Annotated in this window: 24 protein-coding genes; 12 read left to right on the top strand and 12 right to left on the bottom strand. The window is 72.2% G+C overall.

All coding sequences use genetic code 11. From position 1 onward, the window contains the following. Positions 1 to 684 carry a succinate dehydrogenase cytochrome b subunit gene (locus ACFYPR_RS17855; RefSeq protein ID WP_354858344.1) on the bottom strand — a complete coding sequence of 228 codons (684 nt, stop codon included), beginning with the start codon at positions 682 to 684 and terminating at the stop codon, positions 1 to 3. Positions 685 to 767: 83 nt separating this feature from the next. On the opposite strand from ACFYPR_RS17855, the gene ACFYPR_RS17850 reads away from it, so the two are divergent. Next, entirely contained in the window at positions 768 to 1,697 is a 930-nt protein-coding gene (locus ACFYPR_RS17850) for a LysR family transcriptional regulator (protein ID WP_354858343.1), read from the top strand. A gap of 49 nt (positions 1,698 to 1,746) precedes the next feature. Here the strand turns inward: ACFYPR_RS17850 and hrpA are convergent, their stop codons facing one another. After that, the gene (hrpA, locus tag ACFYPR_RS17845; RefSeq protein WP_387260920.1) at positions 1,747 to 5,811 is read right to left on the bottom strand and encodes an ATP-dependent RNA helicase HrpA; all 4,065 of its coding nucleotides are present in this window, start codon (positions 5,809 to 5,811) and stop codon (positions 1,747 to 1,749) included. A 120-nt stretch (positions 5,812 to 5,931) separates the two neighbouring features. Between hrpA and ACFYPR_RS17840 the strand changes: the two genes are divergently transcribed. Next, positions 5,932 to 6,300: a cytidine deaminase gene (locus ACFYPR_RS17840; RefSeq protein WP_354858340.1), complete on the top strand. Its 369-nt coding sequence runs from the start codon at positions 5,932 to 5,934 to the stop codon at positions 6,298 to 6,300. Positions 6,301 to 6,315: 15 nt separating this feature from the next. Here ACFYPR_RS17840 and ACFYPR_RS17835 read toward each other — a convergent pair whose 3' ends face one another. Then, on the bottom strand, positions 6,316 to 6,675 hold the full coding sequence (locus ACFYPR_RS17835; RefSeq protein WP_354858338.1) for a YciI family protein: 360 nt from the start codon (positions 6,673 to 6,675) through the stop codon (positions 6,316 to 6,318). 147 nt (positions 6,676 to 6,822) lie between these two features. On the opposite strand from ACFYPR_RS17835, the gene ACFYPR_RS17830 reads away from it, so the two are divergent. The 4 genes from ACFYPR_RS17830 to ACFYPR_RS17815 are packed head-to-tail and all read left to right on the top strand — an operon-like array spanning position 6,823 to position 10,854. Then, positions 6,823 to 7,869: an iron ABC transporter permease gene (locus tag ACFYPR_RS17830; protein ID WP_354858335.1), complete on the top strand. Its 1,047-nt coding sequence runs from the start codon at positions 6,823 to 6,825 to the stop codon at positions 7,867 to 7,869. After that, positions 7,866 to 8,963: a FecCD family ABC transporter permease gene (locus ACFYPR_RS17825; protein ID WP_387260917.1), complete on the top strand. Its 1,098-nt coding sequence runs from the start codon at positions 7,866 to 7,868 to the stop codon at positions 8,961 to 8,963. Before ACFYPR_RS17830 ends, ACFYPR_RS17825 begins: the two co-directional genes overlap by 4 nt. Positions 8,964 to 8,983: 20 nt before the next feature. Further along, entirely contained in the window at positions 8,984 to 9,907 is a 924-nt protein-coding gene (locus ACFYPR_RS17820) for an ABC transporter ATP-binding protein (RefSeq protein ID WP_354858330.1), read from the top strand. Continuing rightward, positions 9,907 to 10,854 (top strand): ABC transporter substrate-binding protein, encoded by a 948-nt coding sequence (locus tag ACFYPR_RS17815; RefSeq protein ID WP_387260914.1) that lies wholly within the window; start codon positions 9,907 to 9,909, stop codon positions 10,852 to 10,854. The genes ACFYPR_RS17820 and ACFYPR_RS17815 overlap by 1 nt, the downstream gene beginning before the upstream one ends. Positions 10,855 to 10,983: 129 nt before the next feature. On the opposite strand, the gene ACFYPR_RS17810 is transcribed toward ACFYPR_RS17815, so the two are convergent. The 3 genes from ACFYPR_RS17810 to ACFYPR_RS17800 form a co-directional block, all read right to left on the bottom strand. After that, positions 10,984 to 11,889 (bottom strand): type IV toxin-antitoxin system AbiEi family antitoxin, encoded by a 906-nt coding sequence (locus ACFYPR_RS17810; protein WP_387260911.1) that lies wholly within the window; start codon positions 11,887 to 11,889, stop codon positions 10,984 to 10,986. Between the two features lie 190 nt (positions 11,890 to 12,079). Continuing rightward, entirely contained in the window at positions 12,080 to 12,724 is a 645-nt protein-coding gene (locus ACFYPR_RS17805) for a hypothetical protein (protein ID WP_354858325.1), read from the bottom strand. Between the two features lie 450 nt (positions 12,725 to 13,174). Continuing rightward, on the bottom strand, positions 13,175 to 14,398 hold the full coding sequence (locus tag ACFYPR_RS17800; RefSeq protein ID WP_387260908.1) for a CynX/NimT family MFS transporter: 1,224 nt from the start codon (positions 14,396 to 14,398) through the stop codon (positions 13,175 to 13,177). 403 nt (positions 14,399 to 14,801) lie between these two features. Here ACFYPR_RS17800 and ACFYPR_RS17795 point away from each other — a divergent pair, with 403 nt between their 5' ends. Continuing rightward, on the top strand, positions 14,802 to 15,905 hold the full coding sequence (locus tag ACFYPR_RS17795) for an LPXTG cell wall anchor domain-containing protein (RefSeq protein ID WP_355136191.1): 1,104 nt from the start codon (positions 14,802 to 14,804) through the stop codon (positions 15,903 to 15,905). Between the two features lie 14 nt (positions 15,906 to 15,919). Here ACFYPR_RS17795 and ACFYPR_RS17790 read toward each other — a convergent pair whose 3' ends face one another. Both ACFYPR_RS17790 and trmB read right to left on the bottom strand, forming a co-directional pair. Continuing rightward, positions 15,920 to 18,433 carry a DEAD/DEAH box helicase gene (locus ACFYPR_RS17790; RefSeq protein ID WP_387260905.1) on the bottom strand — a complete coding sequence of 838 codons (2,514 nt, stop codon included), beginning with the start codon at positions 18,431 to 18,433 and terminating at the stop codon, positions 15,920 to 15,922. Between the two features lie 76 nt (positions 18,434 to 18,509). Continuing rightward, positions 18,510 to 19,211, bottom strand: coding sequence for a tRNA (guanosine(46)-N7)-methyltransferase TrmB (trmB, locus tag ACFYPR_RS17785; RefSeq protein ID WP_387181968.1), 702 nt, complete (start codon positions 19,209 to 19,211; stop codon positions 18,510 to 18,512). A gap of 130 nt (positions 19,212 to 19,341) precedes the next feature. Here trmB and ACFYPR_RS17780 point away from each other — a divergent pair, with 130 nt between their 5' ends. Next, a complete protein-coding gene (locus ACFYPR_RS17780; RefSeq protein WP_354858356.1) occupies positions 19,342 to 20,058 on the top strand; it encodes a hypothetical protein in 717 nt (238 codons plus the stop codon). Positions 20,059 to 20,236: 178 nt separating this feature from the next. Further along, a complete protein-coding gene (locus ACFYPR_RS17775) occupies positions 20,237 to 20,902 on the top strand; it encodes a class F sortase (protein WP_355065584.1) in 666 nt (221 codons plus the stop codon). A gap of 20 nt (positions 20,903 to 20,922) precedes the next feature. Here the strand turns inward: ACFYPR_RS17775 and ACFYPR_RS17770 are convergent, their stop codons facing one another. The 4 genes from ACFYPR_RS17770 to ACFYPR_RS17755 form a co-directional block, all read right to left on the bottom strand. Beyond that, positions 20,923 to 21,063, bottom strand: a complete 141-nt coding sequence (locus ACFYPR_RS17770) for a hydrolase (RefSeq protein ID WP_354858314.1) — start codon at positions 21,061 to 21,063, stop codon at positions 20,923 to 20,925. 71 nt (positions 21,064 to 21,134) lie between these two features. Next, positions 21,135 to 21,452, bottom strand: a complete 318-nt coding sequence (locus ACFYPR_RS17765) for an antibiotic biosynthesis monooxygenase (protein WP_354858312.1) — start codon at positions 21,450 to 21,452, stop codon at positions 21,135 to 21,137. A 26-nt stretch (positions 21,453 to 21,478) separates the two neighbouring features. Beyond that, a complete protein-coding gene (locus ACFYPR_RS17760; RefSeq protein WP_354858311.1) occupies positions 21,479 to 22,276 on the bottom strand; it encodes an exodeoxyribonuclease III in 798 nt (265 codons plus the stop codon). A gap of 37 nt (positions 22,277 to 22,313) precedes the next feature. Continuing rightward, positions 22,314 to 23,234, bottom strand: a complete 921-nt coding sequence (locus ACFYPR_RS17755; protein ID WP_354858309.1) for a PAC2 family protein — start codon at positions 23,232 to 23,234, stop codon at positions 22,314 to 22,316. A 401-nt stretch (positions 23,235 to 23,635) separates the two neighbouring features. Here ACFYPR_RS17755 and ACFYPR_RS17750 point away from each other — a divergent pair, with 401 nt between their 5' ends. The 3 genes from ACFYPR_RS17750 (at position 23,636) to ACFYPR_RS17740 (ending at position 25,530) form a co-directional block, all read left to right on the top strand. Continuing rightward, positions 23,636 to 24,481 (top strand): peptidase M23, encoded by an 846-nt coding sequence (locus tag ACFYPR_RS17750; RefSeq protein WP_387260903.1) that lies wholly within the window; start codon positions 23,636 to 23,638, stop codon positions 24,479 to 24,481. Between the two features lie 106 nt (positions 24,482 to 24,587). Then, positions 24,588 to 24,734 (top strand): hypothetical protein, encoded by a 147-nt coding sequence (locus ACFYPR_RS17745; RefSeq protein WP_354858304.1) that lies wholly within the window; start codon positions 24,588 to 24,590, stop codon positions 24,732 to 24,734. Positions 24,735 to 24,780: 46 nt separating this feature from the next. Beyond that, positions 24,781 to 25,530, top strand: coding sequence for an EcsC family protein (locus tag ACFYPR_RS17740; protein WP_387260901.1), 750 nt, complete (start codon positions 24,781 to 24,783; stop codon positions 25,528 to 25,530). Positions 25,531 to 25,544: the final 14 nt, after the last annotated feature.

Here is a 25,544-nt window from a genome sequence, read left to right as displayed (position 1 = left end):
TCAGGACACCAATCCGGTGAGAACGGCGAACGGGACCACCAGGTATCCGGCGCAGAGCACCACGGCGAAGACGAGCGCGGCGTTGCGCGCCCGACGCTCGCCCCGGGGCGTCTGCTGGCCGAGGCTGCGGAACGCGCTGAACGCGCCGTGGCGCAGGTGGAAGCCGAGCGTGACGATCGCCAGGGTGTAGAAGAGCGTGACGTACCAGCGCTCCGGCGCGAAGTCGGCGACGACGTTGCCGTAGGGCTTGCCCTCGTTGCCGACCGGGTTGAGCGTGCCGGTGGTCAGGTCCAGGAGGTGGTAGATCACGAACAGCAGGATGATCACGCCACCCCAGCGCATGGTGCGGGCCGCGTAGCTGCCCCGGACCTTCTTGCGGTGGGCGTACTTCACCGGGCGGGCGGCGCGGGCGCGCAACGCCAGCACGGTGGCGGCCCAGATGTGGGCGACGACGGCCACCACGAGGACGGTGCGCAGGATCCACAGGAACCAGACACCGGGCAGCAACGGCTTGCCGATGTCACGCAGCCAGTGCGCGTAGTGGTCGAACGAGGTCTCCCCCGTGAACACCTTCAGGTTCCCGAGCATGTGCGCGATCAGGAACAGCACCAGCAGGATGCCCGTCACCGCCATGACGGCCTTGAGGCCGACGTTCGAGCGAATGGGCGACCGAGTTTTCGTCATTACCACGGGACCGACGCTAGGAGCACTTCGATCAGTCGTCCAATGCATCAAACTCGCAGTGTTAATAGCCTTAGGCTATGTAGATGCAGCTCCATCAGCTCCGGTACTTCGTTGCGGTGGCCGAAGTACGACATTTCACCCAAGCCGCCGACATCGTCGGCATCACTCAGCCTTCTCTCAGTAAGCAAATTCACGCTCTGGAGACCGACCTCGGGGCACCGCTGTTCGAGCGGGTACGGGGCAACATCGCCCTCACCGCGGCCGGCGAGGTGCTCCTGCCGTTGGCGACCCGGATCCTCGCCGACGTGGAGACCGCGACCCGGGAGGTGCAGGAGCTGGTCGGGCTCCGGCGGGGTCGCGTCCGGCTCGGCGCGACCCCGAGCCTCGCCACCTCGCTCGCCCCGCCCGTTCTGCGCCGGTTCCGCGACGCGCATCCCACCGTCGACCTACGCGTCGAGGAGGGCGGCTCGCAGGATCTCGTCCGGAACCTGCTCCGCGGTGACCTCGACCTGGCCCTGATCATCATGCCGGCCCAGGGCGCGGACCCGGGCCTGCGGGTCGACCCGATCCTGCGGGAGAGCCTGGTGGTGGCCTCGGTGGGGGAGGTGCCCACCGCGTCGCCGACCGGCGAGCTGCGCATCACCGACCTGCGCGACCAGCCGATGGTGATGTTCCGCGAGGGCTACGACCTGCGCGACGCCACCATCCAGGCGTGCCGCGAGGCGGGCTTCGAACCGAGCTTCGCGGTGGACGGCGGTGAGATGGACGCGGTGCTCAGCTTCGTCGAGGCGGGGCTCGGCATCGCGCTGGTGCCGGGCATCGTGCTGGCCCGCAGGCCGGGCGTGCGGATCACGCCCCTCGCTCCGCCCGGGGTGCGGCGGACCATCGCGGTGGCCCGCCGCCGCGACATCGTGCCGACCCACGCGGGTCGGGAACTGCGGCGGATCCTGCTCGACTACATCCAGTCGGCGATCGACCGGGGCGAGCTTCCGCCCGGCGTGGAACCACTGTGAAGCCCTCAGGCCCGGCCGGCCGCCGTCGCGTCCGGCCGGTCCGTCGGTCTCAGCGGCCCTCGGCGTCGTCCATCGCCCGGTAGATCCGCTGTTCGGAGACGGGGTACGGGGTGCCCAGCGCCTGGGCGAAGACGTTCACCCGCAACTCCTCGATCATCCAGCGGATCTGCCGGACGGCCGCCTCCTGCCGGCGTGCCGGCGGCAGGGCGGCGAGCAGGTCGTCGTACTCCTTCTGCACCACCGCGATCCGGTCCTGCTGCTGCCGGTCCCGCTGGGGGTTGCCGCCCAGGCGGTCCAGCCGGCGCTCGATGGCGGTCAGGTAGCGCAGCAGGTCGGGCAGGCGGGCGTACCCGGTCTCGGTGATGAAACCGGCGTGCACCAGCCCGGCGAGCTGCTTGCGGATGTCGGCGAGCGCGGCCACCACGGCGAGGTTGCGGGTGGCGCCGAGTCGCTGTTCGACGGCGTACGCGGCGGCGAGCACCCGGCGGACCCGGTCCATCACCTCGACGACGGTGTCGACCAGGTCGGCGCGAACCCTCTCGCGCAGCGCCGCGAACCCCTCGGCGTCCCACGCCGGCCCACCGGCGTCGCCGATCAGCCGGTCGATGGCCGCGCCCGCCGCGTCCTCGATCAGCTCCTGCACGCCGCCGTGCGGGTTGCGACTCAGCGCCAGCTTCGCCTCGTTGCTGAGCCGGCCCTGGAGGAACCGGGCCGGGGACGGCACGGTGAGCCGCAGCAATCGGCGGGTGCCCGCCCAGTGCGCCGCCTCCGCCTCGGCGGGGGAGTCGAACACCTTCACCCCGACCGTGGCGCCCTCGTCGACAAGCGCCGGGTACGCGGTCACCGCGTAGCCGGCGCGCACCTGCTCGATGGTGCGCGGAAGATCGTCGATACTCCACTCGCGCAGCCCCGTCCGGGCGACCTCCGGCGCGGCGGCCGCCACCACCTGGCGTACCTCCTGGCGCAGTTGGCGTTGCAGGGCCGGCAGGTCCTTGCCCTCGGCGACCGGCTTCTCGTCGGCGTCGAGCACCCGGAAGGTGACCCGCAGGTGTGCCGGCAGCTTGCCCGGCTCCCAGGCGTCGCGGGGCACGGTGACGCCGGTCATCCGCCGCAGTTGGCGGGTGAGCGCGTCCAGCAACGGCTCCTCGCCGGGTGTGATCGCGGCGAGCGCGGCCCGCGCGTAGTCCGGCACCGGCACGAAGTTGCGGCGGATCGCCTTGGGCAGCGAGCGGATCAGCGCGATCACCGTCTCCTCGCGCAGCCCCGGCACCTGCCAGTCGAACGTCTCCGCCGGCACCTGGTTGAGCAGCGGCAGCGGGATGTCCACGGTGACACCGTCGGTCGGCGTGCCCGGCTCGAAGCGGTAGGTCAGCGGCAGACTCACCCCGTCGGCCTGCCACTCGTCGGGGTAGTCGCTCTCGTCCACCCCGGCCCGGCCGTCGTTGATGAGCAGTTCGCGGGTGAAGGTGAGCAGGTCGGGCTGGTCCCGGCGGGTGTTCTTCCACCAGCTGTCGAAGTGCCGGCCGGAGGACACGTCGGCCGGAATCCGCTGGTCGTAGAAGCCGAAGATGGTTTCGTCGTCGACCAGGATGTCCCGGCGTCGCGCCCGGCTCTCCAGCTCCTCGATTTCGGCGAGCAGCCGCTTGTTGTCCGCCCAGAACTGGTGGTGGGTCTGCCAGTCGCCCTCCACGAGGGCGTGCCGGATGAACAACTCCCGGCTCAGCGTCGGGTCGATCCGCCCAAAGTTGACCTTGCGGGAGGTGACCAGCGGGACGCCGTACAGGGTGACCTTCTCGTAGGCCATCACCGCGGCCTGCTTCTTCTCCCAGTGCGGCTCGCTGTAGCTGCGCTTGACCAGGTGTTGTGCGAGCGGCTCGACCCACTCCGGCTCGACCCGGCCGGCGATGCGGCCCCAGAGCCGGGAGGTCTCCACCAACTCGGCGGCCATCACCCAGCGCGGCGGCTTCTTGAACAATGCCGAGCCGGGGAAGAGCGCGAACTTCGCGCCCCGCGCTCCCAGGTACTCGTGCTTCTGGGTGTCCTTCAGCCCGATGTGCGACAGCAGACCCGGCAGCAGCGACTGGTGCACCTTCGGGGTGTCGATCTCCTCCGGCAGGTCCGCGCCACCGCGCCGGCCCCGGCCGGCATCCGCCTCGTCCGAGGTGTCGCGCGCCGGCCGCCCACCCCGCCGGTCGCTCTCCGCCGGGGTACGCAGCACCTGGCGCAACTGGCTGACGATGTCCTGCCACTCGCGGATCCGCAGGTAGTTCAGGTACTCCGCCTTGCACATCCGGCGGAACGCGCTGGACGACAGCTCCCGCTGCTGCTCGCGCAGGTAGCGCCACAGGTTGAGGTACGCGACGAAGTCCGACTCCTTGTCGGCGAACCGGGCGTGCGCCTGGTCGGCCTGGGCCTGCTTCTCCGCCGGCCGTTCGCGCGGGTCCTGGATGGAGAGCGCGGCGGCGATCACCAGCACCTCGGTGGCGCAACCGTTGCGTTCGCCCTCGACCACCATCCGGGCCAGGCGGGGGTCGACCGGTAGCTGGGCCAGCCGCCGGCCCAGCGCGGTGAGCCGCTTCGCCGGGTCGGCCTCGGTCGGGTCCAGCGCGCCCAGCTCGTGCAGCAGGTTGACGCCGTCGGTGATGTTGCGCTTGTCCGGCGGGTCGATGAACGGGAACGCCGCCAGGTCGCCGAGCCCGATCGCGGTCATCTGGAGGATGACCGACGCCAGGTTGGTGCGCAGGATCTCCGGGTCGGTGAACTCGGGGCGGGACAGGAAGTCCTGCTCGTCGTAGAGGCGGATGCAGATGCCGTCGGACGTCCGCCCGCAGCGGCCCTTGCGCTGGTTGGCCGACGCCTGGGAGACCGGCTCGATCGGCAGCCGCTGCACCTTGAGCCGACTGGAGTAGCGGGAGATGCGGGCGGTGCCCGGGTCGACCACGTACTTGATCCCGGGCACGGTCAGCGAGGTCTCCGCGACGTTGGTGGCGAGCACCACCCGGCGCGAGCTGTGCGCGGCGAAGACCCGGTGCTGCTCGGCGCTGGACAGCCGGGCGTACAGCGGCAGGATCTCGGTGCCGAGCAGGGAGCGCTTCTTCTGTACCAGCTTGCCCAGCGCGTCGGCGGTGTCGCGGATCTCCCGCTCGCCGCTGAGGAAGACCAGGATGTCGCCGGGGCCCTCGGCGGCCAGCTCCTCGACGGCGTCGCCGATCGCCTGGATCTGGTCGCGGACGTTCTCCTCGTCGCCGTCGCCCTCCTCCTCGCCGTCGGCGACCTCGACCAGCGGCCGGTAGCGCACCTCCACCGGGTAGGTGCGCCCGGAGACCTCGACCACCGGCGCGGGCACGCCCTGCGGCTCGTCGGCCGTGGGCGGGCCGGCGAAGTGCCGGGCGAAGCGGTCGGTCTCGATGGTCGCCGAGGTGATGATCACCTTGAGGTCGGGACGCCGGGGCAGCAGCTCCCGCAGGTACCCGAGGATGAAGTCGATGTTGAGGCTGCGCTCGTGCGCCTCGTCGATGATCAACGTGTCGTACTGGCGCAGCATCCGGTCGGTCTGCAACTCGGCCAGCAGGATGCCGTCGGTCATCAGCTTGACCAGGCTGCGCTCGCTGACCTGGTCGGTGAAGCGCACCTTGTAGCCGACCACGTCACCCAGCTCGGTGCCCAGCTCGTCGGCGATGCGGTCGGCCACCGTCCGGGCGGCCAACCGCCGAGGCTGGGTGTGCCCGATCAGGCCGTGCACCCCGCGCCCCAGCTCCAGGCAGATCTTGGGGATCTGGGTCGTCTTGCCGGAGCCGGTCTCGCCGGCCACGATCACCACCTGGTGATCACGGATGGCGGCGGCGATGTCGTCCTTGCGCTCGCTGACCGGCAACCCGGCCGGGTACGTGATCACCGGCACCGCCGCCCGCCGGGCAGCCAGCCGTTGCTCGGCCCGGGTCAGCTCGGCGGTGATCTCGGTCAGCGCCGCCTCCCGGCGCTGCGGGTCGCGCAGCTTGCGGGCACCGTCGAGGCGCCGCTGGAGCCGGCGCTGGTCGCGGAACATCAGGGGAGTGAGGCGGCGGTGCAGCTCGCGGACGGGATCGGTCGCGGCGGAGGCGGCTGGATTCTGCATGTCGTGCCCAAGGATAGGCAGCGCGGCGGCGGATCGCCCCTGGGTTACCGCGCGAGGGGTGCGGCAGCGCGGGGACGGCCGTCTAGAGTTGCGGCCGACGTCGAGCGCTGGGGGGCCGGGATGGAGCTGCGGGACACCGACCGGGCGTTGGTGCAGGCCGCCACGGCGGTCGCCAAACTGCGGTGCCGCAGCCAGCGCCATACCGGCGCGTCGGCCGCCCGGACCGCCGACGGGCGGGTGTTCTCCGGCGTGAACGTCCAGCACGACAAAGGGGACATCTGCGCGGAACTGGTCGTGATCGGCACCGCCGCCACGCAGGGCGTGACCGAGTTGGAGACGATCGTCACGGTCACCGACCGGGGACGCGAGGTCGTCGAGCCGTGCGACCGGTGCGGGCAGGTGCTCGCCGCCTACTTTCCGTCGCTGCGGGTGATCGTCGGCGAGGGGGACGACCTGCGGGTGGTCCCGATCGAGGGCCTGCTCGGCTGACGAGCTCGGCTGGCCTCAGTCGCCGGAGGCCGCCTCCAGCATCGACCGGGGCATCGGCACGCTCTCGAACCGCACGTTGCCCTCCGGCACCATCCAACTCGTCACCCGTGCGACGAGCAGGCCGGCGCGGACGGCCGGATCGTCGGCGTAGAGCGCGCGCACCTCGTCCGGGGAGATCGAGAACACGACGAAGCCCCGTAGCTGGCCGTCGTCGGCGTCCAGGAACGGCCCGGCCGCCAGCACCAGCCCCTGCTCCACGAACCCCGCCTGGTGGGCCAGGTGGGCGCTCTGCACCCGGTCGATCGCCTCCGGTGGCAGGTCCGGCGGATCCGACGGCCGGACCAGGAGGACGACCGTGTGCTGGTCGAATCGCATGGTCACACCCTATGGCGCGATGGGCGCGGCGGCCGGGGACGGCGCGAACCGGAGGCGTCCGCTTCGGTATCGACCGACGCCGGTTAGGTCACTTTCTGCAGGTCGGCTAAGGTTAGGCGAACCTAAGCTCGAACGTGCAGGAGGCTCGTGACCACCCTCGTCGACCGGCCGACGCCGGCCCGCAACCGGTCCGGTGCCCGTACCGGCCGACGGGTGGCCGTCACCGTCGGGGCGGCACTGGTGCTGCTGCTCGCCGTGCTGGCGAGCTTCGCGCTGGGCAGCCGGCCACTCGGTGTGGATGCGGTCTGGCACGCCCTCGTCGCGCCGGACGGCAGCGACGCGAGCACGATCGTCCGGGAACTGCGCATGCCGCGTACCGCCCTGGGCCTCGCTGTCGGGCTCGCGCTCGCCGTGGCCGGGGTGCTGTTCCAGGCGCTCACCCGCAACCCCCTCGCCGAGCCCCGCATCCTCGGCATCAGCGCCGGCGCGTCGTTCGGCGTGGTGCTCGCCATCTCCGTCTTCGGCGTCGGCACACTCGCCGGCTACGTCTGGTTCGGCATCGCCGGGGCACTGGTCGCCGGGCTGCTGGTCTTCGCCATCGCCAGCCGGGCCCGCGAGGGAGCGAGCCCGGTCACCCTCGCGCTGGTCGGCGCGGCGCTCGACGCCAGTCTCGCCTCCGGGGTGTACGCGCTGCTCAGCATCGACGCCCGCACCTTCGAGGAGTACCGGTTCTGGGTCGTCGGCGGGTTGGCCGGCCGGGACCTCGGCGTCACCGCCCAGGTGTTGCCGTTCGTCCTCGTCGGGCTGCTGCTGGCGGCGCTGGTGGCCCGGGGCCTGGACGCGCTGGCTCTCGGCGACGACGTGGCCCGAGGGCTGGGCCACCGCATCGGGCTGGTCCGCCTCACCGGTGGCCTCGCCGCGGTGCTGCTGACCGGCGCCGCGGTGGCCGCCGCCGGACCGGTCGCCTTCGTCGGGCTGGCCGTGCCGCACCTGGCCCGCGCCCTGGTCGGCGCGGACCACCGCTGGACCCTCGCCGTCTCCGCCCTGCTCGGGCCCGCGTTGCTGCTCGGCGCCGACGTCGTCGGCCGACTCGTCGCCCCGCCCGGCGAGATACCGGCCGGGATCATCACCGCCCTGCTCGGCGCGCCGCTGCTGGCCGTGCTGGTCCGCCGCGCCCGGGTGGTGACCGCGTGACGACCACCCAGCGCCCGGTCCCCGGCCCGGCCGGCCCCGCCGCCTCGGCCGGTGGCGGCTCCGCACGGCTGCCGGGGCGGTCACTGCTGCGGGTCGGCCCGGCCAGTTTGCAGATCCGCCGCCGGGCGGTGCTGGTCGCCGCCGTGCTGACCGTGCTGCTCCTGCTCGCGATGCTGCTCAGCCTGTCCCTGGGCACCCCGTACGTCGCCCCGGCCGACGTGCTGCGCGCGCTCTCCGGCGCCGGCACCCCGTACGACCTCGTTGTCCTTGATCTGCGGTTGCCCCGGATCGTGCTGGCCGCGGTGGCCGGGGCGGCCTTCGGCGTGGCCGGCACGCTGATCCAGAGCGTGGCGCGCAACCCCCTCGCGAGCCCGGACGTCATCGGCATCACCCAGGGCGCCGGCCTCGCCGCGACCGTGGCGCTGACCAGCGGTGCGGCGGCGGTGCTGGTGGCGCCGAGCGCGCTGGTCGGCGGCCTGCTGGCGGCGGTGCTGCTGTTCGCCCTCGGCGCCCGGCACGGACTGGCCGCGCAGCGGTTCGTCCTCGCCGGCGTGGCGGTCGCGTTCGCCTTCCGGGCGCTCACCGAGGTGGTCATGCTCACCGCCGACCCGATCGACGGCCTGCGGGCGCAGATCTGGCTGATCGGCACCCTCGCCGGCAAGGGCTGGACCGAGGCCGGCTGGATCGCCGGCACCCTGCTGGTGCTGCTGCCGGTGCTGGCCTGGGCCGGCTGGGCCCTGAACAGCACCGCCCTGGACGACGACACCGCGCGCGGCGTCGGGCTGCGTCCGGTGGCCCGCCGGATCGGGCTCGCCGGCACCGGCGTGCTCGTCGCCGCGATGGTCACCGCCCAGGTCGGCGCCGTCGACTTCGTGGCGCTCGTCGCACCTCAACTGGCCCGCCGGCTGGTCCGCGCCGAACGGCCCCCGCTGGTCTGCGCCGCCCTGCTCGGCGCGCTGCTGCTGGTGCTGGCCGACCTGGCCGGCCGGCGGCTGTTCGCACCCACCCAACTGCCGGCCGGTGTGCTGACCGCCGCGATCGGCGGCCCCTACCTGATCTTCCTGTTGCTTCGTGGACGGCGGCCGTCGTCGTGACGCCCTCAAGGAGTCGTGTGATGCTCTCCACCCGCGACCTGGTCGTCGGCTACGACGAGAGGACCGTGCTCGACGGGCTCACCCTGGACCTGCCGACCGACGCGTTCACCGTCATCGTCGGCCCCAACGCCTGCGGCAAGTCCACCCTGCTGCGCACGATGGCCCGGCTGCTCACCCCGCGACGCGGCACGGTCCTGCTGGACGGCGCCGCCATCCGTGACCTGCCCACCCGCGACGTGGCCCGTCGGCTCGGCGTCCTGCCGCAGAGCCCGCTGGTGCCCGAGGGCGTCACCGTGGCCGACCTGGTCGGGCGCGGCCGACAGCCGTACCAGCGGTGGTGGCGGCAGTGGTCGTCGTCCGACGGCGCGGCGGTGGACGAGGCGATGACCATGGCGGACGTGGCCGACCTGGCCGACCGGCCGGTGGACAGCCTCTCCGGCGGCCAGCGGCAACGCGTGTGGATCGCCATGACCCTGGCCCAGGACACCGACGCCCTGCTGCTGGACGAACCGACCACCTTCCTCGACCTGGCCCACCAGGTGGAGGTGCTGGACCTGCTGCACCGGCTACGCGTCGAGCGCGGCCGCACCGTGGTCGCCGTGCTGCACGACCTCAACCAGGCCGCCCGCTACGCCGACCACCTGATCGCGATGCGCGCCGGCGCGGTGGTGGCCGCCGGGCCGCCCCGGGAGATCCTCACCGCGGACCTGGTCCGGGACGTCTTCGGGCTGGCCTGCGTCGTCGTCCCCTGCCCGGTGACCGGTGCGCCGCTCGTGGTGCCCGCGCACACCGGCGGCCCCGCCGCCCGGCCGTCGGGCGCCGGTGCCCCGTCCGCTGACGCGGGCGACCCCGATTCGTCGACGGCGTCCGTCCCGGACGCCCGACCCGCCACCGGCGACGCGGCGACCCCGCTCGCCGGCACGTACCCCTCGAAAGGACTCTGATGCGTCGTCTCGTCGCCGCTCTCGCCGCGGCCGTCGCCCTCGGGGCCGGCCTCACCGCCTGCGGTGAGAGCGACCCGGTCGCCGGCTCCGCCACCGGGGAGACCCGGGAGATCACCCACGCCATGGGCACCACCAAGGTCCCGGCCGACCCCAAGCGCGTCGTCGTGCTCGACACCGACAAGATCGACACGGCGCTCTCGCTGGGCATCACCCCCGTCGGCGCCGCCACCGCCGGTGAGGCGAAGAGCTGGCCGACGTACTTCGGCGCGGACAAGCTCGCCGGCATCAAGGAGGTCGGGGTGCTCACCGAGCCCGACCTGGAGGCGATCAACGCACTCAAGCCGGACCTCATCCTCGGCAGCAAGTTCCGCCAGGAGAAGTTCTACGACGAGCTGGCCGCCATCGCGCCCACCGTGTTCACCGACAAGGTGGGCATCACCTGGAAGGACAACTTCCTCCTCGACGGCAATGCGCTCGGCCGCGAGCAGCAGGCCAAGGACCTGCTCGGCGCGTACGAGAAGCGGGCCAAGGACTTCGGCGCCACCCTCGGCGGCCCCGCCGCGCGCAAGGTGTCGATCGTGCGGTTCATCCCGGGCAACATCCGGGTGTACGGCCCGGACTCCTTCTCCGGCATCGTCATCGGCGACACCGGCCTCGGCCGCCCCGAGCGGCAGTTGCTCGCCAACAAGGAGGACAAGCGCTTCGACCTGGTCAGCCCCGAGCGGATCAACGAGGTCGACGGCGACGTCATCTTCGTGACCGCGTACGGCGACAAGGCCGCTGCCGAGCAGGCCAAGGTGGCCGGCGGCACTCTCTGGAAGGGCCTCGGCGCGGTCAAGGCCGGCAAGGCGTACCCGGTCTCCGACGAGGTCTGGATGACCGGCATCGGCGTCGGCGCCGCCAACAAGATCCTCGACGACCTGGCCAAGTACCTCCCCGCCGCCTGACAAAGCCCCCAGACGCGGGTGCCCACGCAATCGCGGCCCCAAGATCCGCGCAGTTTCGGGGAAACTGCTGCCTCACCAGCTCGCGAGGCAGCAGGATCCCTGAAGTTGCGCGGATCTTGGCCGTTGTGGTCAGCGGGGGTGGGCGCCGGCGCGAGAAGCCAGGGCTTGGCGGAGTTCGGTCAGGAAGCCGGTGAAGTCCTCGCGGAATCGCTTCGCGGTGACGTGCAGAACGATCCAGTCCTCACCGAGTAGACGGTTGAGGCGACGCCGGTCGCGGTGGAACTGCTCGGGATCGTGGTGCCACAATCCGTCGTACTCGACTGTCACTTTGAGATGCGGCCAGGCCAGGTCGAGACGAGCCAGGAACTTCCCGTCGCGCTCCACGACGAACTCGGTCACGGGAGTAGTGACCCCGGCGAGCACGATCCGCACCCGCAGTCGGGACTCCGGCGTCGACTCCGCCCCGGCGTCGGCCAGATCGACCACCCTCGCCATGCTTCTCCAGCCCCGCTTACCGATCTGCGCTCGGGCGTCCGTGTGCAGTTGGGCGAGATCCACCAGGTGTTGGTGGGCAAAGCGGTCCACAATGGCGACCGCCTCCTCTGTCGGCAGCCACTGGGCTAGATCCCAACATGTGCGCGTCGGCGTGGTCAGTGGGACGCCCTGGCGTACCGCCACGTCGGTGATGGCGAGCGTGCCGGTGTGCACGACGAACCCCGATACCGGCCCGAATCGCTGACCGGCGGGCACAAGCACCTCCAAGGGCTGCGCGTCGGCGGCCGATGCGGCGCCGTAGAGCGCTGCCGCGCTGCGGCCAGCGATCACCACGCCCGGTGGCAGCACCCACCGTGCCGCGGCGGCGCAACGAGTGCGATGGGTGAGCGTCAGGTTGGCATCCGCGTACACGTCCCGAAACACGGGGCGCCATGCCGCGCTGCGCAACTCCGTCCGGGTGAGCAGGCCTTGAGCGACGACGTGAGAGCCGCGGAAGACGCGCCCCTGCAGCCTCGCCGGCCGTCGTGGGGAAACAGGCATGAGGTCACCCTGACCGCCGGAACTGCCCGTTGGCAGCCCCTGTGGATAACCCCTCGCCGCTTCCGGAACGCCAAGATCCGCGCAACTTCGGGGTTCTTGCTGCCTCCCGACATCCTGAAGCAGCATCCCTGAAGTTGCGCGGATCTTGGTGAATGTGGGTCTGGGAGGCGGGCGCGGCGGGGGTGGGTCGTTAGGCGGCGGTGGACCAGATGGCGCGGAAGGCGGCGGCTTCGCCGGAGAGCCATCGTTCGATCTGGTCGGGCTTGGCGTCGGCGGGTGTGCGGTGGGCCTGGCCTCGGCGGACGTCGACCAGGACCGGCTCGGCGTGCGGAAGGACCGCGTCCATGTGTCGGGCCATCAGGTGCAGGGTGGCGAGCACCGACTCCTCGGTCGGCGGGGCCTCGTCGAAGTGCAGGCGGACCGCTTCGGCGCGGCCGTCGGCGTGGCGTACCCCGAAATGGGGGTTGATCTTGACGGGTAGGTCGCCCAGCATGGCCAGGGCGTCGCGGGTCTGGGCGAGATCGACGGCGGCCGGCTCGCCGAGGGAGTGCAGCCAGGCCGTGGCGCCGGGGACCAGCGACTGGTAGAGCGGGCGCCAGCGCGGCTTGACCACGTCAACCACCCCGGTCAGGTGGGTGCCGCCGGTGTGAAAGGCGATGTCGGCCTTGAGCGCCTTGACGAACTGGCCGTGCGGGTTGAAGCCGGACCGGCTGGCGCGCTGCTTGCGCAGCCCGCCGACGAAGGTCGCCTTGGTGGGGCCGGTGCGGTCGACGTAGCGGGTGAAACCGAGCAGTGTGGCGTAGGGGGTGATGGGCGTGGAGGTGGGCGCGGTCACGGGCGTCCTCCCAGGTCAGGATCTTTATTAGTACATACATTCTAATCGACAGGTCTGACATTGCCCAGCGAAGTTGAGGGGTGGACCGCTGTCCCGTCCGCCGATAGGTGGCCAGTCCGATCGAAGGTGGCCAGCGGCACCGTCCCGGAGATGCTGCCCGCGATAGAGGCAGGTCCGGGCTAACTTCAAGATCGGCATCGACGGAAGCCGGTGCGCCGGGGTGGGCGCCGTCCGGCCTGGTCATTCCGGTCGGAACGCTCCGGCCGGTTCGCCGCGGATCTGCCAGCCCAGAGCGGAGTAGAGCCCTCGCCCGTCGGCGGTGGCGGATAGCAGCCCCGTGGTCAGGCCTTCGTCCAGGGCTCGGTTAGCGAGGATGGACATCACGGCGCGGCGCGCTTGAGAGAGGACGAAGAGGCGCTCATCGAACCATGATCATGATCCTCGGCTGGATTACGGGCGGGAGAGCTCGTCCTCGACGAACGTGGGCTTGGCCAGCGTGAACGCCGGGATGGCCGCCACGAGGGCGACGGCGAGCAGGAACAGCAGCGGAAGGGTCCACCCGCCGCTCACGTCGTGCAGCAGGCCGACGAGCAGTGGACCGAGCGCGCCGAGCGCGTACGCGACCCCCTGGGCAAAGCCGCTCAGCGCGACGGTGCCGGCCTGGGTTCGGGTGCGTACGTTGATGAGCACGAGGCTGACCGGGAACAGGATCGAACCCGAGCCGATAAGCAGCACCCAGAGCAGTGTGAGGGTCGCGGGCGCGAGCAGCAGGCCGAGGTAGCCGAGCGCGAAGCTGGCGATACCGGCGGCGATTAGCCGGCCGACACCCTGCAGCCGCGTGACGAGCAGGGGCGCAACGAGCGCGATGGGCGCGCTGATGATGCCGGTGACGGCGAGCAGCGCACCGGCTTCGGTCGGCGTCGAGTCGGCGATGTCGCCGAGGATCTCGGGCAGCCACGCGAAACACGCGTAGGTAAGGATCGTGCTGGTCGAGAACACGACGGTGATCGATAGGGCCGTGCGGGACCGCCACAGTCGCGTGACGAGGGTGGTGGGCGAGGACTCGACGGCGTCGGCATCCGGGAGTCGGCGGCGGCGCTCCCGCGCGATGGTGACGAGCCACGGAACGAGCGCGACCCCCGAGCTCGCCGCCCAGATGCCGAGCGAGAACCGCCACCCGACCTGCTCGGCGACCGGGGCGGCGACCGCCGCGGGCAGGGCCGTGCTCACGCCCAGGATGCAGACGTAGACGGCGGTCAGCAGCGCTACCCGGTCGGGGAAGTAGCGCCGCACGATCGGCGGCAGCAGCACATTGCCGATGCCCGTGCCGGCGAGCGCGACGACACTGCCGACGAGCAGCACCGCGTAGTCCGGGGCGGCCGCGCGCACGAGATGGCCGACGGTCATGAGCAGCAGCGCCAGCACGATGCCGCCGTCGAGGCCGATGCCGCGGGCGACGCGCGGCGCGACGAACCCCGATACCGCCAGCAGGATCGGTGGCAACGTGCCGAGCAGCCCGGCGCCGATGTTCGATATCGGGATGTCCGCCCGGATGTCACCGAGGATCGGTGACATCACCGCAACCGTCTGGCGCAGGGTGAGCGCGACGAGCACGATGCCCAGCAGCGCGGCCGCGCGTCCCGCCCACAAGGTAAGGGGCCGGTCCTCTGTCATCCCCTTACTCTAGTGTTCCAGTCGAGATCGTGATCATCGCGGTTCGGTGAGCGCCTGGAAGGCGGATGGCTGTTCAGTTCCGCGCCGCGCCCCCGGCGGCTCAGCTGCTCGGGGTGGCATGGGGTACGGCGTCCGCGCCGAGTTGTCCCAGTCCTGGCCGACGCCACGACTGCTGGCCAGTTACCTGCGGGACCGGACAGCCGCGCCCTGGAGACAGGACGTTTCGTCCGGTCGGGTGAGTGACACGGGTCACTGTCGGTGGGTCTTCGGCGGTAGCATCTGCCCGAGCTCACCGGCCGTTCCCATCCCGGAGTGACGCGGCGTAGGGGCACCCGTATCCGGCATCAGGGCGTCGCGCCGGCCGGGTCGATCCACTCCCGCTCACCTCATCGCAGGAGCATCCGTGATCAATGTCCGATCGTGGCGACGGCGAGCACTGGCTGCCCTCGGGGCGGTTGTGGTCAGCCTCGCCGGGACGCTGGCCTTCATGCCCACGGCGAACGCAGATCCCCCGGGTTTCACCGTCAACCACGAGGCACGGTGCATGGCCGACGGCACCTACCAGATCCAGTGGACCGTCCTTGCCGAGACCGCCCCGACCGACGCGACGCGATACCGGTTCGTCAAGGTCGAGGTGTATCCGCCCGACACCAGCATCGACCCCATCGCTGCCAGCCCCGAAGGCGTCTTCCCGCATTCCCTGGGCAAGCCGGTGACCGGCACCCAGACCCTGCCGGGCACCGCCACCTTCGCCGACCTGGCCGTGTGGGTGCAGTGGGACGACGGCTACTCCGAGACGTCCGGCGTCGCCGCTGGCGCCCCGCTCGACGGCAGGTGCGGGCAGCCGCCCACCGATCCGACGGCCAGTTTCCAGCCTCGGTGCGACGGCACCGTGCTGGTCGACCTGGCTAACCCGCCCGCCGGGCGGACGGTCGATGTGGTGCTCGCGACCTACCCCAAGGGCTACTCACGAACCGTCTCGCTGGCGCCGGGAGCGACGGCGAAGGGCATCGTGGTTCCCCGGGGATACGACTTCTTCTCGGTGACCGTCGCGGGCGCGAGCGAGGCGATCGCCGTGTACTCCTGGGAGTTCGATCCGGGTCACTGCGTCGTCCCGGACATCCGTGCCCGCTCGACCTGCGAAAAGCTCGTCATCGCGGTGTCGGGACCGAATGTCGGTGTGAACTCGTTGGTCCTCTTCAATCCCAACCACGGCCCGGAGCAGCGGCGGCTCGTCGAAATGGGCACCACCGTCGACGTGTCCTTCCCGGCCGTCGCGGGGTTGGCCGTCGCGCTTCGGTCGGACGCGTTCGATCCGCAGGCCAGCCACCTCAACGGTCCGTACAGGTGGGAGCAGCCCGCCGGTTGTGCCGACGGCGGGGGAGGCGGCCTGCCGGTGACCGGTCAGTCGACCGGCGGCGTGCTCGCCGCCGCCGGTCTGCTGCTGGTCGCGGGCGCGACCCTGTTCGTCGTGGCTCGTCGCCGTCGGATCTGGTTCACCGTCTGACGGGCGGCGACGCGTCAGAGCTGGCCGACGTCCGTGATCCGGACGACCGCCGCCCCGACCTCGTCCGAGGCGACGAGGTCGATCTCCGCGCTGATGCCCCAGTCGTGGTCGCCGTCCGGGTCGTCGAAGATCTGCCGGACGGTCCACCGCTCCCGGCCCTGCTCGATCATCAGCAGCGCCGGGCCACGGGCGTCCGGCCCGACGCCGATCGAGTCGTACGCCTCGAAGTACGGCGCGAGGGCGTCGGCCCACGCGTCGTAGTCCCAGCCGTCCTCGGCGTCCAGCTCGGCGAGCAGGTCCCAGCGGCGCAGCGCGGCCAGCTCGACCCGGCGGAACAGCGCGTTGCGCACCAGCACCCGGAACGCCCGCGCGTTGCGGGTCACCGCGGGCGGGCGGTCGGTCAGGGCGGCGTGCGCCTGGGCGACCTCGGCCACGTCGGACGGGTTGCGCAGCCGCTCCCACTCGTCGATGAGGCTGGAGTCGACCTGGCGGACCAGCTCGCCGAGCCACTCGATGAGGTCGATCAGCTCCTCGGTCTTGGCGTCCTCGGGCACGGTCTGGCGCAGCGTCTTGTACGCGTCGGCCAGATAGCGCAGGACCAGACCCTCCGAGCGGGTCAGCCCGTAGAACTGCACGTACTCGGTGAAGGTCATGGCCCGCTCGTACATGTCCCGGACGACGGCCTTGGGGGAGAGCTGGTGGTCGGCGACCCACGGGTGGCCCTGCCGGTACATCTCGTACGCGGCCTCCAGCAGCTCGGCGAGGGGCTTCGGGTGGGTCACCTCGTCGAGCAGTTCGAGGCGGGCCTCGTACTCGATGCCCTCGGCCTTCATCGCGGCGACGGCCTCGCCGCGGGCCTTGAACTGCTGCGCGGACAGGATCTGCCGGGGGTCGTCGAGGATCGACTCGATCACGCTCAGCACGTCGAGCGCGTACGACGGGGACTCGGCGTCGAGCAGTTCGATGGTGGCCAGGGCGAGGGGGGAGAGCGGCTGGTTGAGCGCGAAGTCGAGTTGGAGGTCGACGGTGAGGCGGATCCGCCGGCCCGTCTCGTCGGGCTCGGGCAGCTCCTCGACCACCCCGCCGGCGCGCAGGGCCCGGTAGATGGCGATGGCCCGGCGGATGTGCCGGCGCTGGGCGGCCGGCTCCTCGTGGTTGTCGGTGAGCAGGTGCCGCATCGCCGTGAAGGCGTCCCCGGGGCGGCCGATGACGTTGAGCAGCATCGAGTGGCTGACTCCGAAGCTGGAGGTCAGCGGCTCCGGCTCGGCGTCGACGAGCCGGTCGAAGGTGGGCTGGCCCCAGCCGATCGAGCCCTCCGGCGGCTTCTTGCGGACCACCTTGCGGCGCTTCTTCGGGTCGTCGCCGGCCTTGGCGAGCGCCTTCTCGTTGTCGATGACGTGCTCGGGGGCCTGCACCACGACCCGGCCGATGGTGTCGTAGCCGGCCCGGCCGGCCCGCCCGGCGATCTGGTGGAACTCGCGGTTCTTGAGCAGCCGGGTACGCACCCCGTCGTACTTGGACAGGCCGGTGAACAGCACGGTGCGGATCGGCACGTTGATGCCGACGCCGAGGGTGTCGGTGCCGCAGATGACCTTGAGCAGGCCGGCCTGCGCGAGGGTTTCCACGAGCAGGCGGTACTTGGGCAGCATGCCGGCGTGGTGCACGCCGATGCCGTGCCGGACCAACCGGGACAGCGTCTTGCCGAAGCCGGAGGTGAACCGGAAACCGCCGATCGCCTGGGCGATCATGTCCTTCTCGGCGCGGGTGCAGACGTTCACGCTCATCAGCGCCTGGGCGCGTTCCAGCGCGGCGGCCTGGGTGAAGTGCACGACGTACACCGGGGCCTGCTTGGTCTCCAGCAGCTCCTCGAGCGTCTCGTGCAGCGGGGTCATCGCGTACGAGAAGATCAGCGGGACCGGCCGCTCCACCGAGCGCACGACGGCGGTCGGCCGCCCGGTGCGCCGGGTCAGGTCGTCGACGAACCGGGTGGTGTCCCCCAGGGTGGCGGACATCAGGACGAACTGGGCCTGCGGCAGCTCGATGATCGGCACTTGCCAGGCCCAGCCCCGATCGGGCTCGGCGTAGAAGTGGAACTCATCCATGATCACCTGGCCGACGTCGGCCTTGGCGCCCTCGCGCAGCGCGAGGTTGGCCAGGATCTCCGCGGTGCAGCAGATGATCGGGGCGTCGGCGTTGACGCTGGCGTCGCCGGTGAGCATGCCGACGTTCTCGGCGCCGAAGACCTCGCAGAGCGCGAAGAACTTCTCCGACACCAGGGCCTTGATCGGCGCGGTGTAGAAGGTCGTCCGGCTGTCCGCGAGGGCCGCGAAGTGCGCGGCGATGGCCACCAGGCTCTTGCCCGAGCCGGTGGGTGTGTTCATGATCAGGTTGGCACCGGAGACGATCTCGATGACCGCCTCCTCCTGATGGGGATAGAGGTCGAGGCCGCGCTCCTTCGCCCAACTGGCGAACGCGTCGAAGAGGGTGTCGGGGTCGGCGCTTGTCGGCAGCGCGGCGGTGAGCGTCATATCCCATCCATGGTGCCTGGATCATGCCCCCGCGCGCCAACCCGACCTCCGCCGGGCACCCGTCCGGGCCGGCTCGTCACCGTCGGCGGTAGATCAGGTCGGCCACCGGCCGCCCGGCGATGATCGCCCGCCGCTCGAACTTCGTCACCGGGCGGTGCGCCGGACGCGGCGCGAAGCCGCCGTACGCGTCGACGAGCTCCGGGTCCGCGTCCAGGGTCTCCCGCATCGCCTCGGCGTACTCGGCCCAGTCGGTCGCGCAGTGCAGCGTCCCGCCGGGGACCAGCCGGGAGCGCAGCAGCGCCACGTGCGCCGGCTGGATGATCCGCCGCTTGTGGTGGCGGGCCTTCGGCCAGGGGTCGGGAAAGAAGATGTGCACGGCGTCCAGGACGCCCTCCGGCAGGCCGCTGACCAGCTCCAACGCGTCGCCCTGGGCCACCCGTACGTTGCCGAGGTCACTGCGGTCCACCAGGTCGAGCAGGTTCGCGATTCCCGGCGTGTGCACCTCGACCGCCAGATAATCTCGATCCGGGTCGGCGGCGGCCATCGCGGCGGTGCTGTCGCCCATGCCCGAGCCGATCTCCAGCACCACCGGGGCCCGACGGCCGAACAGGGCGGTCAGGTCGACGGGCTCGCCCGACACGTCCCGGCCGTAGGACGACCAGAGCCGCTCCAGCGCGTCGGTCTGGCGGCCGCTCATCCGGCCCCGTCGGGGGTGGAAGGTGCGGATCGTCCGGCCCGCGGGCGGGACGGTGGCGGGGTCAGGGTCGGTGGTGGTCACAGCGACCCGAGCGTACGCGACGTCGTCCGCGGATCGGATGTGATGTGCGACCGGTAATGAGAGGATCGATCTGGTACGGCAGGCCGGGCGGTCCGCTGCCCGGCGCGGTCCTACGGCGTCGAGAGGGGGCATCGTGGCAGTGACCCGCGGCGGCGTGACCCTGTCGATGGTGACCGTGCTCGCCGGCCCCCTGCTGGCCGCCCTCCCCGCACACGCCGCACACGCCGCTGGCGGTCCGGTGGCCGCCGCGTCGGTGCTCGCCGCGCCGGCTGCCCTCGTCTCCGTCGCCGCCGTGCCCGGTGCGCTCGTCTCCGCTGGTCTCGTGCCCGTCGCCCGCCCGCTCGTGCTCGTCGCGCCGGCGCCCGGGGGTCAGCCCGAGGGCCAACCCGGAGGCGCGCCCCAGCCCGCTCCGCCGGTGGACGTCTTCGTCGAGGTGAGCCCCAGCACGGTGCAGCCCGGCTACCTGGTCGGCATCCGGGCCAGCTGTCGGGACAACTCGGTGGGCGCCACCGTCGTCTCCGACGCGTTCGGCGCGGTCGGCGTGCAACCGCAGCGCGGCGTGCTCACCGCCGCGCCGATGGTCCGCGAGCGCACCCGCCCCGGCAACTACCGGGTCAAGTTGGAGTGCCGCGACGGTGAGACCGCGTCGACCATGCTCCAGGTGGTCAAGAAGGTGCCGTCGCCCCAGCCCAGCCGAGGCCCGGCCACCGGTTTCGGTGGCAGCGCCGGGGGGATGACCGGCAACCTGCTGCTGCCCGGCGGCGCGGCGTTGACCATCACCGGGCTGATCCTCGCCGTGATGGCCCTGCGTCGACCCCGTACCGTCCGTGGCGTCGCGCGCCGCTGAGCCCGCCATGGAAATCTTCCGCCCCACACCCCCGCCCGCCGGCTCCCGCCCGCCCCCGGGTTCCCGCCCGCCCGCCAGTTCGTGGTCGCCCGACGACGCAGAGCCGCCCGCGGGCTCGCGTCCGGCGCGCGATTCGCGTGTCCCCGCCGACCGGCCACCGGTCGCCGACCGACCACCGGTGGCCGCCCGTCCGCCGACCGCCGTCGCTCCTCGGCGCAGCCGTCCGTCGGGCCGTAGCCCCTGGTCGGTGCCGCTGGCGGTGGTGCTGGTCCTGGCGGGCGTCTTCGCCACCGGGGCGGGACTGGGCCGCTCGGTCGGCCCGTTCGACTGGGCCCCGGCAGGTGGTGACCGCCCGGCCCGCAGCGAGACGGTCGGGTTGTCGGCCAGTCGCCCGGTGCGGCTCACCGTCCCGGCGATCAAGGTGGCGGCGCCGGTGGCGCCCGTCGGGCAGGCGCGGGACGGCACGATCGCCGTACCGCCGCTGGAACGGCACAACGAGACCGGCTGGTACGACCGTGGGCCGACGCCCGGCGAGCCCGGTCCGGCGGTCATCGTGGGGCACGTGGACACCAAGAGCGGCCCGTCGGTCTTCTACGACCTGGGCAAGCTGAAGCCCGGTGACCTGATCGAGGTGGCCCGCGCGGACCGGTCGACGGTGGTGTTCAAGGTCGACACCGTCGAGCACTTCCCGAAGGACCGGCTGCCCGCCGAGCGGATCTACGGCCACGACGGCCCCGCCGGCCTGCGGCTGATCACCTGCGGTGGCCAGTTCATCGGCGGTCGTACCGGCTACGCCGACAACGTGATCGCCTTCGCCACCCTCCAGTCGTCGCGCAAGCCCTGACCCGCGCCCGCCGGGCCGCGTCAGCTCAGGAAGTCCAGGAGTTGGCGGGTGGTCTCGTCGGGGGCCTCTTCCGGGATGAAGTGTCCGACCGGCACCGGCCCGCCGCGCACGTCGTCGGCCCACTCCCGCCAGATCGCGAACTCTTCGAACCCGTCGAACATGGCCGGACGCTATCAGCGCACGTCGCCGCCCGGGCGGGTTCCGTCGAGCCCGGGATCGTCGGCAGAGGTGGTCAGGGCTGGGGGACGTGCAGGGCCACCTCGAACTCCAGGAGGCTGGCGCCGGTGGAGACCGGCGGGCGGGGCTTGTCGCCGGGGGCGGCGGCGTGGGCCTCGCGCGACGGGCCGGAGGCCCAGGCCTGGTACGCCTCCTCGCTCTCCCACCTCGTGTAGACGAAGTAGCGGGTCTCGCCGGACACCGGCCGGAGCAGTTCGAAGCCGAGGAAGCCGGGGGAGTTCTCCACCGCGCCGGCCCGCGCCGCGAACCGCTTCTCCAACTCGGGGCCGGCGCCGGGCGGAACCTCGATTGCGTTGATCTTCACGACTGCCATCTGCCCACCCTAGCCAGCGCCGGCGCTCAGAACGCCTCGACGGCGGGGACCAGATCCGCGTCGACCACGATCGGGGCGTGATCGGAGGGGCCCTTGCCCTTGCGGGCCTCCCGGTCCACGTACGCCGAGCGGACCGCCCGGGTGAACGGCGCCGAGGCGTACACCAGGTCGATCCGCATGCCCTTGTTCTGGTGGAACATCCCGGCGCGGTAGTCCCAGTAGGTGAACGGGTGCGGCCCCTTCATCGGGGTCGGCACCACGTCGCTGAGCCCGAGGTCGCGCAGCGCGGCCAGGGCGGCCCGCTCGGCCGGGGTGACGTGCGTGGAGTGGGTGAAGACGGCCGGGTCCCAGACGTCGGCGTCGGTCGGGGCGACGTTGAAGTCGCCGCAGACGGCCAGCGGCAGGCCACCGGCGAGCTCCGCCTCCAACGCGTCGCGCAGCGCCGCGAACCAGGCCAGCTTGTACGCGTAGTGCGGGTCGTCCGGCGTCCGGCCGTTGGGCACGTACACCGACCAGACCCGCAGCCCGCCGCAGGTGGCGGAGATGGCCCGGGCCTCCGGTGCGGGAAAGCCCGGCTCACCCGCGAAGCCGACGCGGACGTCGTCCAGGCCGACCCGGGACAGGATCGCCACCCCGTTCCAGCGGCCGTCGCTGTGGCTGGCCACGGTGTAGCCCAGCTCGCCCACCTCGGCCACCGGGAACGCGCCGTCCGGGCACTTCGTCTCCTGCAGGCAGACGACGTCGGGCCCGGTGCCGGCCAGCCACTCCAACAGCCGGGGCAGCCGGGCCTTCACCGAGTTCACGTTCCAGGTCGCCAGGCGCATGTCTCCACCCTGCCGCATCCGGTGCCGTGTCGCCGGGTCAGCTGCCCGGGGTGTCGCCGGGACGGGTCTGTTCGGCCAGGAACCGTTCCAGCTCCGCGCCGAGCTCGTCGGCGGTGGGCAGCGGACCGGCGTCGGGGGCGAGCAGGTTCCGCTCGCCGCGACCCCGGGCGAACGCGTCGTACTGCTCCTCCAGGGCCTGGACCAGGGCGGCAGCGTCCTCGGTCTGGGCGACCTGCCGGTCGATCTCCACCCGGACCACCTCGGCGGCCGAGCGCAGCCCGTCGCCGGGCAGCAGCAGCCCCGTGCTGCGCGACACCGCGCTCAGCAGCACCTCGGCAGCGGCCGGGTACTCGGTCTGGGCCACATAGTGCGGCACGTGCGCGGCGAACCCGAGCGCGTCGCGACCCTGCTCGCCGAGGCGGAACTCCAGCAGGTGACCGACGCTGCCGGGCACCTGGACCCGTTGCAGCCAGGGCTCGTACCCGCTGATCAACTCCGGACGGGTGGCGTGGGCGGTCACGCCGGTCGGCCGGGTGTGTGGCACCGCCATCGGGATCGAGTTGAGCCCGACGGTGAGCCGTACGTCCAAGCGGGCGGCGAGCCCCGCGACGGCGGCGGTGAACCGCTCCCACTGCAGGTCCGGCTCGGGGCCGGTGAGCAGCAGGAAGGGTGTCTCGTCGTCGTCGTTGAGCAGGTGCAGCTCCAGCTTGGGGGCGTCGAAGCTCTCCCAGTGGTCCTCGACGAAGGTCATCACCGGTCGCCGGGAGCGGTAGTCGAAGAGCTGGTCCACGTCGAAGGTGGCGATCGGCCGCCCCTCGAGCGAGGTGAGCAGCTGCTCGCGGGCCAGCCGGCTGGCGTTGCCGGCGTCCACGAACCCGGTCAGGGCCTGGACCAGGACCGGCTGCCCGAGGTCGGGCAGATCGTCGGTGAGCTGATAGAGCTCGTGTGGGTCGAGCACCGGTGCGGACCTCCCTGGAATGTGCCTACGCGGATGCCGGCGCGGTGGACGGCACCCGATTCGGGCAACGTACCCGCCATCCTGGCGCATTCCTGCGTCGGGCGATCCGTCGACCGCCGACTGGGCGCGATCGGACGAACCACCCGATTACGCCGAACGGCCGATGGGCGGTTCGGCCCAAAGGCCGAGTTTGTCGATCATGTCGGTCCGCGCGGCCCGATGTCCGCACCTGTCGCCGTCCGTGCCGGCCCACGTGCCGCGCCGGTTTCCTCCGGTACGCGAGGTCCGTTCCCCGGGCGGGTCGAGCCGCCCCGCTCGTCCACCCGAGGACCCCGATTCTGTGGCGAGGGCCACGTGATCACCGTGCGTGATCGGGGTTTCCGCCTGCCTAGCCTCGGTTGATGCGTGACGACGGCACCCTCGACGACCCGTACGCCCCGAGCAGCCCCACTACCGAAATGGAGGAAGGCACCTCAGCCGAACGGACAACCGCCGCGAGTCGGCTTCGGGCGTACGCCCGCGACCTGACCGGTCGACGCCGCGCCCAGGTGGCCCTCGCCACCGGCGTGGTCTGCTGCCTCGCTCTGGCCGCCGTCGCACAGGTCCGCGACGAGACCGCCGGCGCGGCGACGCGGGTCGACTCGAGCGCCGAGCTGGCGCAGCGCGCCGAGCAGGAGCGCGCGTCCCGCTCTCTCGACCGCGCCGCGACCCCCTCTGCCACCCCGTCCGCCTCCGCGACCTCCGCTGACCCGGACACCACCTCGCGTGCCCGCACGGTCGCCCCGGCGCAGCCGACCGACCCGGCGCCGGTCGCCGGCCTGGACGACGACCAGATGGAGAACGCCGAGGCGATCGTCCGTACCGGACGCAAGATGGGTGTCCCGCGCCGTGGCCTCGTCATCGCGGTGGCGACCGCCATGCAGGAGAGCAACCTCTACAACGTCGCCAGCGGCGTGCTGCCGGAGTCGCAGGACTACCCGCACCAGGGCGTCGGCTGGGACCACGACTCGGTCGGTCTGTTCCAGCAGCGCTCCAGCAGCGGCTGGGGCCCGGTCGGCCGGCTGATGGACCCCGAGTTCGCCACCCGGCAGTTCCTCAGCGCGCTGGAACAGGTGCCCGGCTGGCAGCAGATGCGGCTCACCGACGCCGCGCAGGCGGTGCAGGTCTCCGCGTACCCCGAGCACTACCAGCAGCACGAGTGGCGGGCCACCCGGGTGGTCGACGCCATCGTGCCGGCCAGGCGGTAGCCTACCGACCACTGTGGACGGTCAGGGTTGAGCCTGTCGCGTCCCGGGTACATCCGTTGCGGGTTCGGGGTACACATGACTGAGGGATCACCGACAGGAGGACGTTATGTCTTTGATGCAGCGGATCAGCACCTTCCTGAGATCGCCCAAGGGTCAGCAGCTGGTGGACCGGGGTCGGCGCGAGCTGGCCAAGCCCGCCAACCAGCAGAAGCTCAAGGGGTTGGCGGCGCGACTGTCCAACCGCCGTCGCTGACCGCGCCACCGGCCGTCCTGCCCGTACCCACCCCTGGGGAGACCCGGTGACCGACACCCCGCCCAGCGGCGGTCAGCCCGCCGCGCCCGAGCCGTCGGCCGGCCTGCCGGCCGTGCCGGCGGCCGCGCCCGAGGGCCCGCCGGCCCGACTCTGGGACCGGATGCGCGACGATCCGCAGTACGCCCCGGAGCACCTCGCCCTGGAGGCGGTGCGCCGGCTCGGGCCGGAGGCCGCGCAGTGGGCCGCCCGCGCCCGCAGCGAGCACCCCGGTGTCTCGTCCGACGTCCTGGCCGACCAGGCGGCCCGCAAGTTCGTCAACCTGGCTCGCCTGTCCGGGGCGGTCTCCGGAGCGGCCGGGCTGCCCGGCGCCGTCCTCGACGTCGGCGTGCTGGCCTGGACCCAGGCGCGCATGGTCCTGCACATCGCCGCCGCGTACGACGTCGACCCGCTGCACAGCGACCGGGCCACCGACCTGCTCGTGCTCCAGCGGGTGCACAAGGTCGCCGAGAGCGCCCGCCTGGCGCTCGGGGTGGCCGCCGGCCGGGAACGCGCCGACGCGCTCTTCGGCCTGGGCGGCCAGCGCCCGCTCGGGCGGGTCATGTTGCAGCTCGGCGTCCGGCTGGCGCAGATGGCCGGCGTCCGGGCCGCCAAGCGACTCGTCGCCAAGATCGTTCCGGGTGCGGCGATAGTGCTCGGCACCTGGGCCAACTCGTCCGCCACCAAGGACCTGGCCGAGCGCTCCCGGGCGCTCTACCGTCGGCGCGGCACCGCCGTCCCGGAGCCTCGCCGCTCCTGAAACGCCTGGGCGGG

The organism is Micromonospora sp. NPDC005254 (assembly GCF_042872525.1).
Classification (GTDB): Bacteria; Actinomycetota; Actinomycetes; order Mycobacteriales; family Micromonosporaceae; genus Micromonospora.
This window is presented reverse-complemented; position numbering and strand designations above follow the sequence as displayed.